15 protein-coding genes and 1 pseudogene are annotated in these 16,749 nt (G+C 59.0%); 11 read left to right on the forward strand and 5 right to left on the reverse strand.

From position 1 onward, the window contains the following. Positions 1 to 15 precede the first annotated feature (15 nt). From EJ066_RS28640 to EJ066_RS28650, 3 genes are all read left to right on the forward strand, one after another. Positions 16 to 1,059: an NAD(P)-dependent oxidoreductase gene (locus EJ066_RS28640; RefSeq protein ID WP_245455010.1), complete on the forward strand. Its 1,044-nt coding sequence runs from the start codon at positions 16 to 18 to the stop codon at positions 1,057 to 1,059. Between the two features lie 91 nt (positions 1,060 to 1,150). Then, the gene (locus tag EJ066_RS28645) at positions 1,151 to 1,465 is read left to right on the forward strand and encodes a GFA family protein (RefSeq protein ID WP_245455244.1); all 315 of its coding nucleotides are present in this window, start codon (positions 1,151 to 1,153) and stop codon (positions 1,463 to 1,465) included. 477 nt (positions 1,466 to 1,942) lie between these two features. Then, positions 1,943 to 2,935 carry a glycosyltransferase family A protein gene (locus EJ066_RS28650; RefSeq protein ID WP_126043259.1) on the forward strand — a complete coding sequence of 331 codons (993 nt, stop codon included), beginning with the start codon at positions 1,943 to 1,945 and terminating at the stop codon, positions 2,933 to 2,935. A gap of 132 nt (positions 2,936 to 3,067) precedes the next feature. On the opposite strand, the gene EJ066_RS28655 is transcribed toward EJ066_RS28650, so the two are convergent. Continuing rightward, positions 3,068 to 4,204 carry a glycosyltransferase family A protein gene (locus tag EJ066_RS28655; RefSeq protein WP_126043260.1) on the reverse strand — a complete coding sequence of 379 codons (1,137 nt, stop codon included), beginning with the start codon at positions 4,202 to 4,204 and terminating at the stop codon, positions 3,068 to 3,070. A 351-nt stretch (positions 4,205 to 4,555) separates the two neighbouring features. Between EJ066_RS28655 and EJ066_RS28660 the strand changes: the two genes are divergently transcribed. The 5 genes from EJ066_RS28660 to EJ066_RS28680 all read left to right on the forward strand — a co-directional run bounded on the left by EJ066_RS28660 (position 4,556) and on the right by EJ066_RS28680 (position 10,510). Then, complete coding sequence (locus EJ066_RS28660) at positions 4,556 to 5,527, forward strand: polysaccharide deacetylase family protein (protein ID WP_189644389.1); 972 nt, start codon at positions 4,556 to 4,558, stop codon at positions 5,525 to 5,527. Further along, positions 5,527 to 6,372: an ABC transporter permease gene (locus EJ066_RS28665; RefSeq protein ID WP_126043262.1), complete on the forward strand. Its 846-nt coding sequence runs from the start codon at positions 5,527 to 5,529 to the stop codon at positions 6,370 to 6,372. The genes EJ066_RS28660 and EJ066_RS28665 overlap by 1 nt, the downstream gene beginning before the upstream one ends. A gap of 88 nt (positions 6,373 to 6,460) precedes the next feature. Continuing rightward, positions 6,461 to 7,411, forward strand: a complete 951-nt coding sequence (locus tag EJ066_RS28670; RefSeq protein WP_189644390.1) for a glycosyltransferase — start codon at positions 6,461 to 6,463, stop codon at positions 7,409 to 7,411. Positions 7,412 to 7,640: 229 nt separating this feature from the next. After that, positions 7,641 to 9,269 (forward strand): glycosyltransferase, encoded by a 1,629-nt coding sequence (locus EJ066_RS28675; protein ID WP_126043264.1) that lies wholly within the window; start codon positions 7,641 to 7,643, stop codon positions 9,267 to 9,269. A 5-nt stretch (positions 9,270 to 9,274) separates the two neighbouring features. Next, a complete protein-coding gene (locus EJ066_RS28680) occupies positions 9,275 to 10,510 on the forward strand; it encodes a polysaccharide ABC transporter ATP-binding protein (RefSeq protein ID WP_126043265.1) in 1,236 nt (411 codons plus the stop codon). Positions 10,511 to 10,546: 36 nt separating this feature from the next. Here the strand turns inward: EJ066_RS28680 and EJ066_RS28685 are convergent, their stop codons facing one another. Next, positions 10,547 to 10,831, reverse strand: a complete 285-nt coding sequence (locus EJ066_RS28685) for a hypothetical protein (protein ID WP_126043266.1) — start codon at positions 10,829 to 10,831, stop codon at positions 10,547 to 10,549. Between the two features lie 220 nt (positions 10,832 to 11,051). Here EJ066_RS28685 and EJ066_RS28690 point away from each other — a divergent pair. After that, positions 11,052 to 11,201 (forward strand): annotated as a pseudogene (locus EJ066_RS28690) (glycosyltransferase); the annotation flags it as partial. A 53-nt stretch (positions 11,202 to 11,254) separates the two neighbouring features. Here the strand turns inward: EJ066_RS28690 and galE are convergent. Together galE and EJ066_RS28700 are read right to left on the reverse strand one after the other, a co-directional pair. Next, the gene (galE, locus tag EJ066_RS28695; protein ID WP_126043267.1) at positions 11,255 to 12,229 is read right to left on the reverse strand and encodes a UDP-glucose 4-epimerase GalE; all 975 of its coding nucleotides are present in this window, start codon (positions 12,227 to 12,229) and stop codon (positions 11,255 to 11,257) included. Beyond that, the gene (locus EJ066_RS28700; RefSeq protein ID WP_189644391.1) at positions 12,226 to 13,200 is read right to left on the reverse strand and encodes a UDP-glucuronic acid decarboxylase family protein; all 975 of its coding nucleotides are present in this window, start codon (positions 13,198 to 13,200) and stop codon (positions 12,226 to 12,228) included. Before EJ066_RS28700 ends, galE begins: the two co-directional genes overlap by 4 nt. Before the next feature lie 437 nt (positions 13,201 to 13,637). On the opposite strand from EJ066_RS28700, the gene EJ066_RS28705 reads away from it, so the two are divergent. Beyond that, the gene (locus EJ066_RS28705) at positions 13,638 to 14,993 is read left to right on the forward strand and encodes a ferric reductase-like transmembrane domain-containing protein (RefSeq protein WP_126043269.1); all 1,356 of its coding nucleotides are present in this window, start codon (positions 13,638 to 13,640) and stop codon (positions 14,991 to 14,993) included. A gap of 468 nt (positions 14,994 to 15,461) precedes the next feature. On the opposite strand, the gene EJ066_RS28710 is transcribed toward EJ066_RS28705, so the two are convergent. Continuing rightward, entirely contained in the window at positions 15,462 to 15,992 is a 531-nt protein-coding gene (locus EJ066_RS28710) for a flavodoxin domain-containing protein (protein ID WP_126043270.1), read from the reverse strand. Between the two features lie 383 nt (positions 15,993 to 16,375). Here EJ066_RS28710 and EJ066_RS28715 point away from each other — a divergent pair, with 383 nt between their 5' ends. Then, positions 16,376 to 16,690: a c-type cytochrome gene (locus tag EJ066_RS28715; RefSeq protein WP_126043271.1), complete on the forward strand. Its 315-nt coding sequence runs from the start codon at positions 16,376 to 16,378 to the stop codon at positions 16,688 to 16,690. Positions 16,691 to 16,749: the final 59 nt, after the last annotated feature.

The raw sequence follows: 16,749 nt of genomic DNA on the forward strand, positions 1-16,749 counted from the left end.
TTGGCAGCTCCTGTCATGATGGCGATAACTTACCTCAAGGTGCGTACTTCTCAACGCAGCAGGAATTTATATCTTCGGATCGAGCGCGCCAAACACGAAACGGATCCTCGTCGAGAGGGCCATTGTCCTATCGGAGACGTTATTATGACATCAAATGTCTGCGTGCTCGGCGCGGGCCGAATGGGGTCGTCCATTGCTCGAACGCTGCTCGACCGCGGCTACTCGACATGGGTCTGGAATCGGACCGCGGCAAAGTGCGATCCGTTGGCGGCTCTTGGCGCGAAGCTCGCCCCTTCAGTGGAGAATGGAATCCGGGCGGCCGACGTCGTGATCATCAATGTTCTCGACTATGCCGCCAGCGACGCTTTGCTGAAGCGGGATGGCATCGCTTCGGTATTGGCCGGTAAAGCCGTCGTGCAACTCACCTCCGGATCGGCACGTCTGGCACGGGAAGAAGCTCGCTGGGTGGAGGCGCATGGTGCCGGGTATCTGGACGGGGCGATCATGGCCACTCCGGATTTTATCGGCAGGCCCGAGACCGCACTGCTTTATTCGGGTTCCCGCGATGTTTACGAGAAGCACAAGCCCCTGCTTTTCGCGCTCGGCGGCGGCACGAGCTATGTCGGGGAGCTGCCGGGTCAAGCCTCCGCGCTTGATACCGCCCTGCTGACCCAGATGTGGGGCGGGCTTTTCGGAGCACTTCAGGGCATGGCTGTCGCCGAGGCCGAAGGTCTCAACCTGAAGACGTTCAAGAGCCATCTCTCCGCATTCAAGCCGGTTGTCGATGCCGCTCTGTTCGACGTGGTCGACAGAACAAATGCACGCCGTTTTGCCGGCGACGACGCAACGCTGGCGTCCTTGGGTGCCCATTACAGCGCCTTCCAGCACCTGCTTGAGGCCTGCGAGGAGCGAGGGCTCAACGCGGCTATGCCGCGCGCCATGGACATGATCTTTCGGCAGGCGCTTTCGCTCGGACGCGCGGAAGACGATTTCGCATCTCTCGCGCCTCTGTTTCGAAATGACTCGCCGCGCCAGGTCGGGGAGGCAGCGAATGCATAGCGGCAAGACCAGACGGACCGCGACCTGCTCATGCCGGGGCGTGGAACTTGTCCTGGCGGGAGAACCGCGACGCGTCTATGCGTGCAGTTGCATGGAGTGCCAGCGATGCACCGGGGCGGCGTTCTCGTATCGGGCCATCTATCCTGACTTGGCCCTCGTCGGCCGGAAAGGCGAGACCGGATCCTGGCGCAGAACCGGCTCGTCGGGGCAATGGCTGGAGCAGACATTCTGCACCACATGCGGGTCGGTCGTCTTCATGCGGGCAGAAGGGCTAAAGGATGCGCTGTCGGTATCGGTCGGCTGTCTGGAGGACGCGAAATTCCCGCCCCCGGCAATGCTCCACTGGCCTCACCGAAAGCACAAATGGCTTCGTCTGGAAGGCTTGCCCGAAGCAGCCGGCTCCTGAGGTGCGGATCACCACTCGCGACGCCTGGCTTGCGGCAGGCTCGTTATCGTGAGTTAATCCTCATCACTCCAGCGGTTCATGCTGACAAAGTTCATTCATGCTGGCGTTGCCAGAGCGGCGAAAGGCGACTGCTTATTCACACGGCCGTGGCCCGGATCACCACGTCGTTAGAGAACGAGATAGTGCTGTGGTAATGACTGCTGACTATGGTCGTGCGGCGGCCGGCAGGCTCTCGGCGGCGCGGCGCCAGTTGACCGACTTATTCAGCAAGGGCTAATAAGGCAGCGTTACGCGGCGGATCCTTGGACTTGGCGTTGCTTCGTCACGATCCGCATCCGCCAGCTACGATAGGCCAGGCTGATAGAATGACCGACCTGATTTGCCTCGAATTCGCCCCGATCATAGAAGAGCGGTGCTGATTGCAATGCTGGTGCCATCCGTCGTTGACCAGTTCTTGCAAAGAAAACGAAGGCTTCGATGATCCAGGACAATGCCACGGTAGGCGTGGTGGTGCCGATGTTCAATGCCGAGCGAACCATTCGCGCCACCTTGACCAGCATCTGCCAGCAGGACCATCAGGCGCTGGACATTGTCGTGGTGGACGACGGGTCGACGGACCAGTCCGCCTCGATCGTGGCCTCCTGTGCCGAGAAAGACCGGCGTATACGCATTATGAGGCAGTCGAACGCCGGTGTCGCGCAGGCTCGCAACAGCGGTGCGGCCTCTACCGATGCGGAGTTTCTGGCGTTTGTCGACGCGGATGATCTCTGGGCTCCATCCAAGATCGCGCTGCAGCTGCGCGCCCTCCAGGAAGGCGGCTCTTCGGCGGGCCTGGCATATTGCTGGTTTGCGCAGATCGACGAGGACGGCCGGGTATTCTCACTATACCGGCCCGATGCCGATGGCAGCGTTCTGCAACGGATGTGCAGAATGAATTTTGTCGGCAACGGAAGTTCGATGCTGGTGCGTCGCTCCGCATTCGAGCGGGCGGGACAATTCGATCCTTCCCTGAGGGCCAGGAATGCGCAAGGTTGCGAGGATCTTCTGATGTGCCTCAGAATAGCGGAAAGTTACGAATTCCGCGTCGTGCCTCAGCATCTCGTGGGTTACCGGATCACGAACGTCAACATGTCGAGCGATGTCATGCAGATGCTTCGTTCTTGTGAGATTGTTCTTGCCGAGTTCCGTGAAAAATATCCGCAGTTCGGCAGCGATCTCGATGCCCATCTGGTCGACATGATTTGTTGGCTTGCGGTGAGAGCTTTGATCGGCGGACGGCTTTACGCGGCCTGCAACCTATCGAGGAAACTCTTCGTCCTGGATCCGCGCACGGCGATTTCTCGCCTGCCCAACATGGTAGACATTTACTGCAGGGCCAGGTTGGTTCCTCGCTGGATCAAGGTCGGAGTGAAACGAATGCGCAACAAGAACGCCAAGTTCCGTCCGCTTTATGAAGAGACCAGCTGGTGAATGTGAGCGCCTCACGGTTCGAGCGGTTGCGGCGGCTCATCCGCTTGGCGGCAGCACCTGCATGGGCCGGGCCGACTATCGTCGGACTTGGTTTGGCCGCGGCGGTTCTCGAAGGTGCCGGCCTCTAAGACCTTAAGCGCCGTCTTCGACGGGAGCGGACGGATCAATAATCCTCTGACCTGACTCGCAAAGCTGGCGCGGCGTCGGCGTCTTGAGGGCCACCTGGACTCGCCTTCGAAGCCACTCCGGAGGAAATGGCTGGCAGATGAAGGTCGGATCGGCGTCGAAAAAACGCCCGGAGGTACAGATGGAATGCGGTGAGGTCGGAACCATGCGCTGTTCAACGGCGAGCAGTCTCCGCGCAAAGCGACACAGCCGCCGCCACAGGTCTTGTGCATACGGCTTTGCGAAGACATGAAACAGCGCGGCCGGATCGATCCGTATTGCGTGGACAAGCGGGGCGATGGCCGCGCCTGGCGACGTGCGGGCGGCCTCGGTGCCATAATACGCTGAGGCCACGCCATCGGACCAACGAAACAAGAAAGACGCTAGCTTGGGATGTCGCGTGCGGACTGTTTCAAGGACGATCCGGTGCGATGCCAGCATGACGACATACCTGGTCGACATGGAAGATGGTGATCGCCGGTAACCAATCAGATACTCCGGAACGACATCATAATCGCAGATCGCGGCAATGTTGAGCTGCATCTGCAAGTCTTCGGCTCCTTGGGCGCCTGCTGCTCTGAGCGACGGGTCGTATCCCCCGGTTGCCGTAAGAACTGATCGCCTGATTAGCGGTGAACTTGCATTCCCGATAAAATTCTCAACCAGCAGCCAGTTGTGGACGTCCCCGCGAGCAAGAATTGGCGGGGAGCATTCGATCACCCAATCATCATCATCGATGACCCGATACCATGCGTAGACAAGGCCGAGAGACGGCCGCGAATGAAAGAGGCCGTGCTGCTTTTCCAGCTTTGTCGGATGCCACACATCATCCGCATCAAGTGGCGCTATAAATTCACCCTTCGCCGCATGAATTGCCAGGTTTCTGGCGACAGCAACCCCTTGGTTCTGCTGTCTCAGATAAGAAATACGCGGATCACTGGCTGCAAATGCCTCGACGATCTCAGCGGTCCGGTCGGTCGACCCGTCATCGACCACTATGATCTCTAGCTGTTTGAAAGTTTGCGAGGCGGCCGACTGGAGGGTGTGTCGGATGGTCTTTTCCGCATTGTAAGCAGGAATGATGACGGAAACTGCGGGTTGCATATCGAAAAAACCTGAAAAGACGGGAGCGCCACCGGCCTAAATACTAGCATGCTCGAGCGGGATGGTATCAAGCCGCGCCTCCCCCTACCGGCTACGTCGACGCCTGAGAATTCGCCCGGTCTTTCGCACTTGCGGCGGCGACATGTGCTAATATGGTGGTTTCAATCCGCCAAACTTGTGGATGCCTTCATGCTTCCTTTCATTTCGCTCACATCCGTGCCCGTGGCCTCGTGGTCTTATTGCCATCAGCTATATGCTTGAACACTCACATGTATCGCATTTCTGCCGATGGGGATGGCATCCGCGATCGGACATGAGCGTGGTTTTTACGGTTCCTGCGGCGGGAGACCGATGGTGATCCCGCGCGTTCTCCTGCAACTTGGTCGGCTGGTGCGGCGTCGACGCCTGCGCGGTGCTCCCATCATACTGATGTACCATCGCGTTGCAGATATCGCCGTCGATCCGTGGGGGCTAGCCGTCCATCCGGCGAGGTTCGACGAACAAATCGAAGCGCTGACGCGGAGCCGGCGGGTGGTGCATTTGGATAAGCTGTTTGATGTCATCGCACGGGGAAAGCCAGGCAAACCGCTTGCGGTTGTCACGTTTGACGACGGCTATCACGACGTCTACAGCAACGCTCGCCCGATCCTACAGCGTCACGACTGCCCGATGACGCTGTTTGTTGCGACGGGAGCAATCGGAAGCGGCAGAGAATTCTGGTGGGATGCGCTCACGCGGATCTGTCTTGAGACGCCTGAACTGCCTGACCAACTCGACATCACGATCGAGGGAGGCAGGCATCACTGGCTTATCCCAAAGATGGTGGATCAGGCCGGCCGTGACAAAGTCTACCGGGAGGTGTGGTCGGCGCTCCGAACGCTGCCGTATGAGCGACAGAACGCACACCTCGAAGACATTGCGAAGTGGGCGGGCGTTGGTCTCGACGCCAGGCCAGAGCACTGTATTATGACTCCTGGGGAGGTTGGTGACATCAGTGACGACCTGATAACGATCGGCGGTCATACTGTCAGTCATCCCACGCTTCCGGCCCATTCCTTCGCGACCCAGCTTCGCGAGATCGTCGACGGCCGTTCGGCCTGTCAGCAAATGACCGGAAAACGCGTTCTCTCTTTTGCATATCCATTCGGAGACCATGACGCTCTGTCGGTATCTGCCGTCAGGGAAGCGGGATTTGAGTTCGCATGCACGACGCGCGCCGGGTGCGTTGCGCCAGAGGCAGACGTGCTGCGTTTACCTCGAATGTATGTCGGCAACTGGTCAGGGGATGAACTCTTGCGAGAAATCGAGGATCATCTGTTCTGATGAACGCACAGCAGACGACCATTATCACTCCTCGACGCGGCTGGTTTGACCTCGATTTCTGGCACCTGTGGCGCTATCGCGATCTGCTGCTCCTGTTCGCGATGCGCGACATCAAAGTCCGCTACAAGCAGACCTTGCTTGGTCCGGCCTGGCTGATCCTGCAGCCCCTGGCGCTTACCGCAGCCTTGACCACCGTCATCAGCGGTATCGCGGGCATTTCAACCGGCGGCCATCCAGCGCCAATCTTTTATCTGACAGCGCTGGTGCTGTGGTCGTATTTTTCCCAAGTCGTCTCCACCGCGAGCCAAGTCTTCATTGCCAACGGTCATCTTTTCAGCAAGATCTACTTCCCGCGACTCGTCGTACCCGTGTCGTCGCTGCTGTCGAACGGTGTGGCCCTGGCGATCCAGCTTGGCGTCGCATTGGCCTTCTTGCTCTGGTACCAGCTGACAGGAAAAGTGGACGGGCTATCGTGGCGCCTTGCGTTCTTTCCGCTGGTGATCATCCAGATCGCGGCATTCTCGTTGGCGGTTGGGCTTTGTCTGGCAGCGTCAACCGCGAAGTACCGCGATACCGCTCATATGACTCCGTTCTTCATTCAGATCTGGCTGTTCGTGACGCCGATCATCTTTCCTTTTTCGGCTATTCCCGAGCAGTACCGGACGCTGACCGGATTTCTGAATCCGCTCGCTGTCATGATTGATGAAGGGCGCTGGTGCTTCTTCGGCACCTCGGCAGTCGGTGCGCCACAAATCGCTGCAGCGCTTGTCACGACCTCGGTCGTGCTGTTCATCGGCGTCGTGATCTTTCAACGCGTCGAACGAACGGCCATGGACATGCTGTGAAGAGAAATGACAACCCTTGCGGCCCCGTAGAGAGTGAGGGTCGCTTTGCGTCGGCCGCCGCGCATTCTGCACAATGGGCACGACGCCGATGCCATTGATCTCCGTCATCACGCCTTTCCTCAATGTCGAGCGGTTTCTTCCGGCCGCGATCGAAAGCGTGCGCGCGCAAACCTTCACCGACTGGGAAATGCTTCTCATTGACGACGGATCATCCGACGGGAGCGTTGCAATCGCGGTGGCTGCAGCAACCGGCGATCCGCGAATCCGGTTCATTCGATCGAACGGCCAGCGTCGCGGCGCCGCCGCGGCGCGCAATGCCGGAATCGCGGCCGCGTCGGGCATGTTCTTCACGTTCCTGGATGGCGACGATATATTTGAGCCGGAAAAATTCGAGACGGAACTTGCGATCTTTGAAGCGCATCCCCGCGTTAAGGTCCTTTACGGACCGACACTGTGGTGGTTCCCCGATGAGCCGCACAGGAACTGGACCGACTGGATGCCACGCCAATCGGACCGTCTGCACATGCCGCCCGACCTGCTCGACCAGGTCATCGTGCGCCAGCGGGCTCATGTGCCGTGCATCTGCTCGATCATGGTTCACCGCGAAGCTTTGGTAGCGGTGGGCGGCTTCGATGAGGCGTTCGAGCTCTACGAAGACCAGACCCTTCTGGTAAAGCTGCTGTTGCGCTATCCGGTATTCGTGACGTCCACGCCCACCGGCCGATACAGGCAGCACCTCGATTCGACATCGGCCAAGGCGACTGCTTCCGGCATCTACGATCGACTGCGCCCGCATGCTGCTCGCATTGGCTTCCTCGAATGGGTTGAGATGCATGCATCGGCCTCGGGATTGATGACGCCGGAGTTGCAGCGGGCGCTCCGCTTCGCATTTGCGCGCTATCCGGCCCAGCGTCGGCCCCTGACACTTCGCGATAGGTTTGACCTCACCATCGAAGCCGGACGCCGGTTTGCTCGGCGGCTGACGCCACGCCGCATCCTGTCGAAGGTGTTCAGGCTGGTGACGAGAGCGCGGAAGTAGTGGGCGGGGATTGGATCGCGACCGAGCCTGAGATTTCTGATACCAACGATACCGTTTTACGTGAGTGACAAGTCGCATCGCCTCGCTGGAGGCGACGTGCTAAAACTGACGCGTGTCCATCATTTCTGTGCCAAAATTCTGTTTGTGACGCCTAAGGTCGCGTTCGGTTTCTGGCAACGAACACCAGCCCGTTGCCTCTTTGCGAAGCTAAGGAGAATTTGGCTGTTTCATGATCGCAGTCGTCATAACAACTTACAATCATACTCGCTTTCTTGAGGAAGCCATTCAGAGCTGTCTTCGTCAAAGCCGGCCGCTGGATGAAATTATTGTCGTAGACGACGGATCCACCGACAATCCGGCATCGGTTGTCGAGCGTCATCCAGGCGTGCGCCTGATCAGGCAGGACAATTGCGGGCTCGCGGCCGCCCGAAACACCGGACTGGCGGCTTCCAGATCCGATTACATCACCTTTCTGGACGCGGATGATCGTCTCCTTCCGAATGCCATTGAGACGGGCGTGCGAATGCTGGTTGCGCATCCAGATGCGGTTCTCGCTTACGGAGCTCATCGCTTCATCAATGGCAGCGGTGCGATCGAGTCAGACAAGCATCACGTCGCCCTTATTGAAGATCCTTATCTTCAGTTGCTGCGGACGGGAAACTTCATTGCGATGCATGCGACCGTGGTCTATCGGCGCGAGAGGCTCGCGGCCATGGGCGGGTTCGACGTTTCAATGCGGTCCTGCGAAGACTATGAGCTGTTCTTGCGAATCGCCCGGCGCGGTTCGATCGTAACGCACGACGATGTCGTCGCCGAGTATCGCATGCACGGCGACAACATGTCGAATAATCGACCGATGATGCTCGCTGCAGCATTGTCGGTGCTTGACAAGCAGTTGGCGGGTCCGGTTGACGACGATGTGCGTCTTGCAGTCCGCGATGGTAGGCGGTTCTGGAAGACCTACTATACCGGAGAGTTGACCACTGAGGCCTTGCGCGCGATCCGCGCCGAACCCGCCAAGGCGATTCGCATGCTGCGGCAGGCTTTGCAGATGTCGCCGCCGATCGCGCTGCAAACGGCGGCATTTAGGATAAAGCGCAAAGTCGGCAGGCATGTGCAACGGCTGCTCGGAGCTTCCGGCGCCGATTGGCAGGCTCCGCTCGTCGGTTCGGTGCGGTTTGGGGATTTCGCACGCACCATGCCGATAAGCCGCTCATTTGGATATGATCGCGGCAAGCCAATAGATCGGTATTATATCGAGAATTTCCTACAATTGAATGCGGCCGACATACATGGCCGCGTGCTGGAAATCGGCGACAACAGCTACACGATGCATTTTGGCGGTGCTCATGTCGTCAAGAGCGACGTGCTGCATGTTGATCCCGATGATCCAAACGCGACCATCATAGGCGACCTGTCGCAGCCCGGAGTCCTGCCGTCAAACGCCTTCGACTGCATCATCCTCACGCAAACACTTCATCTGATCTTCGACATGTCGGCCGCCGTCGCTGCACTGGCCGAGGCGCTCAAGCCCGGGGGCGTGCTGCTGCTGACTGTTCCTGGCATCACCCCGGTCGATCGCGGCGAGTGGGGCAGCACGTGGTTCTGGTCATTGACGCAGGCGGCGTTGGCGAAGTTGCTTGCGAAATCCTTCAGCACGGCGAATATGGCGCTCGAAACCCGCGGCAACGTCTTTGCGGCAGTTTGTTTTCTCCAGGGACTCGCCAAGGAAGAAGTCTCTGACCAGAAGCTCGACGTCCGGGATACCGCCTATCCTGTCGTTGTCACGGCGCGCGTCGTGAAGGACGGGTTGACCGCGGATCAGCCCGGCAGTCGAACCGCAAATGTTACGGCTTGAGATCGATGACAGAATTGCCAGCCGTTGAGGTCCGAGGACTTTCCAAGCGCTACCGGCGCGGCGCGATCGGCGTGCGCTCATTGCGTGAGGAGGTCGAACAACTTGTCGCGCGTTTGCGCTCGCGGGAGGCCGAAGCTTCCCTCAACGAATTCTTCGCCATCAAGGACATCACTTTTTCCGTTCCGACTGGCACCGTATGCGGTATCATCGGACGCAACGGCTCGGGAAAGACCACGCTGCTCAAGGTTTTGACCTCGATCACGGCTCCGGATGAGGGCGAGGCAGTGATGCGAGGCCGGATCGGAAGCTTGCTGGAGGTAGGGGCCGGATTCCATCCGGATCTCGACGGGATCGAGAACATCTACCTCAACGGCGCGATCCTCGGCATGAGCAAGGCCGAGATCACGCGTAAGCTGGACCGGATCATCAAATTTGCCGATATCGGCAGCTTTCTCGAAACGCCGGTCAAGCGTTATTCGTCCGGCATGTATGTTCGGCTTGCCTTCGCGATCGCTGCTCATCTGGAGCCGGAGATTCTCGTCGTCGACGAGGTGCTTGCTGTCGGCGATGCTGAATTTCAGAAGAAATGTCTCGGCACGATGAAGAACGTCGCGGGTGAAGGTCGCACCGTGCTGTTCGTGAGCCACAACATGGCCATGGTTCGGCAGCATTGCACAAAAGCGGTTTATTTGGACCGCGGCCTTCTGAAGGACTTTGGCGAGGCGTCATCGATCATCGATGCGTACCTGTCGAACACCGTCCCCAGCAGCGATGGAGCCGAGCGCGTTGGCAATGATGACCTCTGGATGCAGGTGGCTATTGTGTATCCGGGTACGCGCGAGCGCTGCAACCAGCTCAAGTTTGGCGGCGATTACGATTTTGTGCTGAAGCTGGGCGCGAGGGATTCGTTTTACCGAAGCGTGGTTCATATCCAGATTTTTGATCAGGAAGGCAACTTGATCTCTGTGCTCGAAAGCCTCGCGGAAGGTGTTGGTCAATTTGACATAGTTGGGCAGGCCGAGGTCGTATTCAGCGTGCGATCGTTGGGATTGTTGCCAGGCACTTATAGCGCTGGAGCGGCTCTCTATGCGTGGGGAGAGGACGACCCGGACCTCGCAAGCGAGAACTTGCTAACGTTCGACGTTGTTGCGGCAACAGTCAATGACTCCTATTGGCCATATCTGAAAGAGCACGGGATTGTGCGACTGTCGCATTCTGCCCAGTTGCTTAAGGTGGATTGAAGCGCGTGGAGCACTGGCTTTCGGCGGGGTAGTGTCTCAGTTTGAAATAAACGGAATGATCAGCACGACGACGACTTCGATGAAGGGGATTGCCACGTAGATGGCAAGAAAGCCGGCAATCCACATCCCGATTTTGACGAGCCAGGACGGATGAGGGGTCGCCCTCCAAGCGAAAAATGCGCTCGCGACGCCCAAACCCAATGCGACAATGCCAATGACCGGAGACCGCGTCATTGGAAGCATTAGATCATCAAAAACAAGAAAGATCGCGCTAATGAAGATTAGCTGGGTCGTGAGCCCGAATAGAAACGCGCGTTTCACGCGGCCCGCCCGGTGCTATCTTTTGTCGGCATCAGGCGACGGCTTTCGTTTTGTACGGCGCGCGCTTGCCCAGTTTGGGCGCAACTGCGTCCATCATGTATGCATTGCGCTAAGCATATAGGAGTTCGGGCTGGATCGCGACAAGCGACGCGTCAAATTTCAAACTGAGACACTGCCTTCGGCGGCGGATGCCTACGTCACGACGTCCCGCATCGAAGGCATGCCGGTCGCACCGCTGGAGGCGATGGCTTGCAGCCTTCCCATCGTTGCCACCGATGCACAGGGCCTTCCCGACATTTTGGCAAATGGCCAAGAGTCGGGTGGCCTGATGGTTCGAAAGGATCAGCCGGAAGAAATTGCGCATGCCCTGAAGCGCCTGAAGGACGATCCGCACTTGCGGGGGCTCTCCCGCAAGAAATATCGTCACAACCGGCTGCGGTACCAGGCCAGCGCCGTTTCGACGATCCGGTCGATTCCGGATTGCTCAGGCATCCAGCCGAGTTCCCGGGCGGCCTTGCCGGCAGCGGCTACCAGCGCAGGCGGGTCACCTGCCCTGCGCGGACCGTAAGCCACCGGAAGGCGCGTTCCCGAAGCCCGGCGCACAGCCTCGACCAACTCGTTCACCGTCGTTCCGGTTCCGGTGCCGAGATTGTAGACGTGGACTCCCGGATCGCGGAGAAGCTTCTCCCCTGCCAGAACGTGTGCACGGGCGAGATCGGTGACGTGGACATAGTCCCGCACCGCGGTTCCGTCACGGGTGTCGAAGTCGGTGCCATTGATCGTAAAAATCCGGCCCGATCCAATCGCCGCCTCGATGGCGAGCGGGATGACATGCGTTTCCGGCTCATGCCGCTCGCCGACCTCGCCGTCGGGATCACATCCGGCCGCGTTGAAATACCGGAGCACAACCGCGTTGAGGCCATGGGCATCCGAAAGACTGTCCACCATTCGTTCTACGATGAATTTCGACCATCCATAGGGATTGATGGGCGACTGCGGATGCGTTTCGTCAATCGGAGAACGGATCGGAACGCCGTAAGATGCGCAGGTGCTCGACAAGATCAGCTTGTCGACGCCGATCTTCAGCATTTCCTCGAGCAGGACCAGCGTCCCGAAACTGTTATTTCGGTAGTAGAGTTCCGGGCGCTCGACGGACTCGCCGACATAGGCGTAGGCGGCGAAATGCGCCACCACATCCGGCCGATGCTGGCGCAGTGCTGCTGCCACGGCTGCGGCGTCGCAAATATCGCCCTCGACAAGCGGTCCCCATTTGACCGCGTCGCGCCAGCCGCGCGAGAGATTGTCATACGCAATGACCGACCAACCGGATTCGGCGAATGCTTTGCAACAGTGTGAGCCGATATAACCCGCCCCGCCGGTGACCAAGACCGTTTTCATTCGGCTGCAGCGGACCCAGCATGTCCCGATGAGACCAAGTCATCGAAATAGGCGATGGTCTTGGCGAGACCATCGCGCAATGCGATTCTTGGCTTCCAATTGAGTTCGCGCAAGGCACACCCGATATCAGGCTGTCGCTGCCTTGGATCATCAACGGGCAAAGGTAAAAACGTGATCTTGGATCGGCTTCCGGTAAGTTCGATCACGAGATTGGCGAGTTCGAGCATCGTGAATTCGACCGGATTGCCCAGATTGATTGGACCGGTGACATCGTCGGCCGTTTGCATCAGGCGAACCAGACCGTCGATGAGATCGTTGACATAGCAAAATGAACGTGACTGCTGGCCGTTGCCGTACACGGTTATCGGCTGGTTTTGCAGTGCCTGCACGATGAAGTTGGAAATGACGCGGCCGTCGTCTGGACGCATCCTCGGACCGTAGGTGTTGAAGATGCGCGCTACCTTGATCCGCAGCCTGTGCTGCCGCCAATAGTCGAAAAACAGGGTTTCGGCACACCGCTTGCCTTCGTCGTAACAGGAACGGAGCCCTATCGGGTTTACCCTGCCCCAATAATCCTCGGTCTGCGGGTGAACCTCGGGATCACCGTAGACTTCGGACGTGGACGCCTGAAGGATCTTTGCGCGAACCCGCTTGGCGAGCCCCAGCATGTTGATCGCCCCATGGACGCTGGTCTTTGTCGTCTGGACCGGATCGAACTGGTAGTGAACGGGGCTTGCCGGGCAGGCAAGATTGTATATTTCATCAACTTCTATGTAGAGCGGAAATGTCACGTCGTGGCGAATGATCTCAAAGGATCTGTCGTCGAGCAAATGCGAGACGTTTCTCCGACTTCCTGTGAAGAAATTGTCGACGCATACAACCTCGTGGCCTTCACCAAGCAACCGCTCGCATAAGAACGATCCCAGAAAACCTGCACCCCCAGTCACCAAGACTCGCTTTGCCCGCTGCATTTTCGGGATCCTCACGCCAGTTTACCCCAACCTAATAAGCTAACCCGACGACACGGTGATTTACCAGAGGCCTGCCTTCACTTAGCGTTAACGATGAGAATTGTCCTCGACAAGGCGGCCGTCTTCCAGCATCCGTTCCCCCTCCCCGGAATGGCAATGTCGTCGCGTGAGGCACAATCTGAAAAAGGTGCGATAACTGTCTGAATTTGCCTATCTTTGAGCGTTGTACATTCGGAGCGGGCGACGGACCATCGGATGCGGATGCGCTGCGGTGCAGCATACCACCGGGAAATGCCTCCGGCGGGGTCAATAAGCCGATCGAGCTCCTGAGACACGCCGCGAGCGACGCCATCCCACCCGTTGATCCACGTCAACGACACGGGCCAGGTCAGCACAAACAACCCAATCCCGATCATTTGCTTACGAGAAAGACCGCGATGCGAAACATCAAACGCGCCTTCTGGGGCATGCTGGCATTGGTGAGCGTTCTGTGGATTTTTGCGGAGCCCCAGCTGTTTCAGCCGGCCAGTTTCCTCGCGCTTCGAGGAACGATGGTTCAGTACAGCGGCATCATAGCCATGGCCGCGATGAGCGTGGCCATGATCCTGGCGCTGCGGCCGCGTTGGCCGGAGCCGTGGTTTGGCGGGCTGGATAAGATGTATCGCCTGCACAAGTGGCTCGGCATAGCGGCCCTTGTCGTCTCTGTAGTCCATTGGCTGTGGAGTCAGGGACCGAAATGGGCGGTGGGCTGGGGCTGGCTCGAGCGGCCGGCACGCGGAGCGAGGCCGGTTCCGGAAAACCCGGTGGAGCAGTTCCTCTCGACCCTGCGCGGTTCTGCGGAAGGCTTGGGTGAATGGGCGTTCTACGCTGCCGTGCTGCTGATCGCGCTGGCGCTCATCAAATATTTTCCTTACCGGCTGTTCTACAAGACGCATCGCTTGCTGGCCGTCGCCTATCTGGTGCTGGTGTTCCACTCGGTGGTGCTGACCACCTTTAGCTACTGGACTTCACCGGTCGGCGTGGGGATGGCGCTGCTCCTGGCGGCGGGCACCTACGCGGCGCTTGTCGTCCTGCTGCGTCGCGTCGGCGCGACCCGGCAGGTTCAGGGCAAGATCGCCTCGCTCCAGTATTATCCCGGCGTGAGGGCGCTCGAAACGGAGATCGAGGTGCCGCATGGCTGGCCCGGCCACAAGCCCGGGCAGTTCGCCTTCGCAACCTCGGACACGTCGGAAGGGGCGCACCCTTACACCATCGCCTCCGGGTGGAACGAAAAGGATCCGCGGATCACTTTCGTCACCAAGGCACTGGGCGACCACACCAGCCGCCTGCGCGAGAAATTGCACGTCGGGCAGGAGGTGAAGATCGAAGGACCATACGGTTGTTTCACCTTCGACAACGGCCAGCCCCGGCAGATCTGGATCGGCGGTGGCATCGGCATCACGCCGTTCATCGCCGGCATGAAGCATATCGCGCTGGAGCGGCATGCAAACCCGAACCAGCCTCGACCTCCGGTGATCGACCTGTTTCACACGACCACCGAGTATGACGAAACAGCCATCGCCAAGTTGAAGGCGGATGCCGCGGCCGCGGACATCCGCCTGCACGTCCTGGTCGACGCCCGCGACGGTCTCTTGACCGGCGAACGCATCCGCGCCGCGGTACCGGAATGGCGCGAGGCCAGCATCTGGTTCTGCGGTCCGGCAGGTTTCGGCGAGGCGCTGCGCCAGGATTTTGCCGCGCAGGGGCTGCCGGTGACGGAGCGCTTCCATCAGGAACTCTTCGCCATGCGGTGACGCGAGGTTTCGTCACGAGAAGCCAAGCCCAATTCAGCCCGATCAGGGCATCGGACCCAAACCCGGTTTTCGATCCGATGCTCAAACAAAGAGATGGAGCGGCGGCCGAATGTCGTGGCCGAATGTCGAAGCGCCGGCATCTGGGTCACAAGCCGACAGAGGTCGACGGCGCTTGCCACCCCCAGCCGCCGTCCGGTCACATCTTACGCCCGCCTGCGCGGCAGCGGCGGGAAGGCGACCGCCACCGCACCAAGCCCGACGATAGAAAAACCATCAGAAGCGGCGCGTTAGAGCGAAGTCCGCTTCGCGGCGCAAAACCGGTCATTCCGCTCGCTTCTCAATAGCGGTCGTTCGCACGACCCGTTCGAACGTCGGAGACAAGCGTAGCGCCGATCCGCATTGCCATAATGGATGGCAATCATGCAGTGATGGACGGCGAGCACTCAATGGACTCTGGTACTTCCTTATCTAGCCGGCCGTCTCAAGAAATCGATCAACGAAGTCGGCGAGGGCGTTCCAGTCAGTGAACTCACTATCTCGCTCGGGGCTCGCAGCGCCGCTGCGCTTCATGACGATGAATTTGACGACCTGCTCTTGGAAGTAGTCGTATTCGGTGAAGCGCAAAGCACCCCCGAGAAGGAGTGTCATGCGCGGCTGCCACCCCACCGCAGAGACAAAGTGATCCACGTATTTTTGCGCTTCCGTCTTTTCGTCTTCCAGCACGGCCGACAGACTGACAGATACAAGGGCTGAAGGCTTGCTGTTCAGCAACTCGTGATGCGCAAACACGAAGTTTGTGATGGTGTCTTGGTGGTGCTTGTGGTGGACCGACGCGGCAACGATGAACGCGTGGAAGGCTCCAAGTTTCAAATCGGATGCGAGCGCTGCGCTATCTTGCAGCTCGACCTGGTGCCCGCGCTCGCGAATATGGGTTGCCGTCCACGCGGCTATTTTCCGCGTCTGCCCTTCGGTCGTTCCATAGACAATCAGGATGTTCACGATAATCCCTTCGACAACAGAAGAGACATTCATAGGACAGTCGATACGGGCCGTCCCAATAGAATGAAACACTCGCGGCCTTCCACCTCCGATTTAACTCAGAGTCGCCTAAGTGATGCCGCGGGTCCGTACGCCATGTTTCACCGGCAATCTGGTTCGCCTCTTGGATTCCATTTGCTTGAACGGTTCACCATCGCGCGTCGCCAGTCTGTCTTCGCAGAAAAATACCGACAGGGGCGCTCGGTATGCTTTGATCTGGATCAATGCTCAACTAATGTGCGGTTTGAAAGGCACCTCTCGCGGCCAGCCCCAAATCTTGTTGCCAAGTAAGCCCCGCGAAGCGGGCCATAGCGTACTGGGGACATAGGAATAGGACGTCTGCCATGCAAATGCCGATCATCTCAGTCGTCGTCGGCGCCGTTGCGACGGTTACGACGGCCCAGGCACAAGATATTCAACAAGGGCGCCAGCTCGCGTTTGAGGTCTGCGCATCCTGTCATGCCGTCCTGCCTGGGCAAGCGCAGTCCCCGGTTGCAGAAGCGCCCAGCTTCGAAGCGATCGCCACGACTCCAGGGATGACCGCAACGGCGCTCCATGTCTGGCTCACGGCCCACGAACATCCCACCATGCCGAGGATAATACTTTCGCACCAAGAAGTTCGGGACGTGTCGGCCTATATTCTGGGCCTGCGGGATTAGTTCTAGGCTGTCCTCGATCAAGTTCACCATGCTTGGCTGCGGTGGCGGTCATGCCGGTC

This window comes from Mesorhizobium sp. M9A.F.Ca.ET.002.03.1.2 (genome assembly GCF_003952365.1).
Classification (GTDB): domain Bacteria; phylum Pseudomonadota; class Alphaproteobacteria; order Rhizobiales; family Rhizobiaceae; genus Mesorhizobium.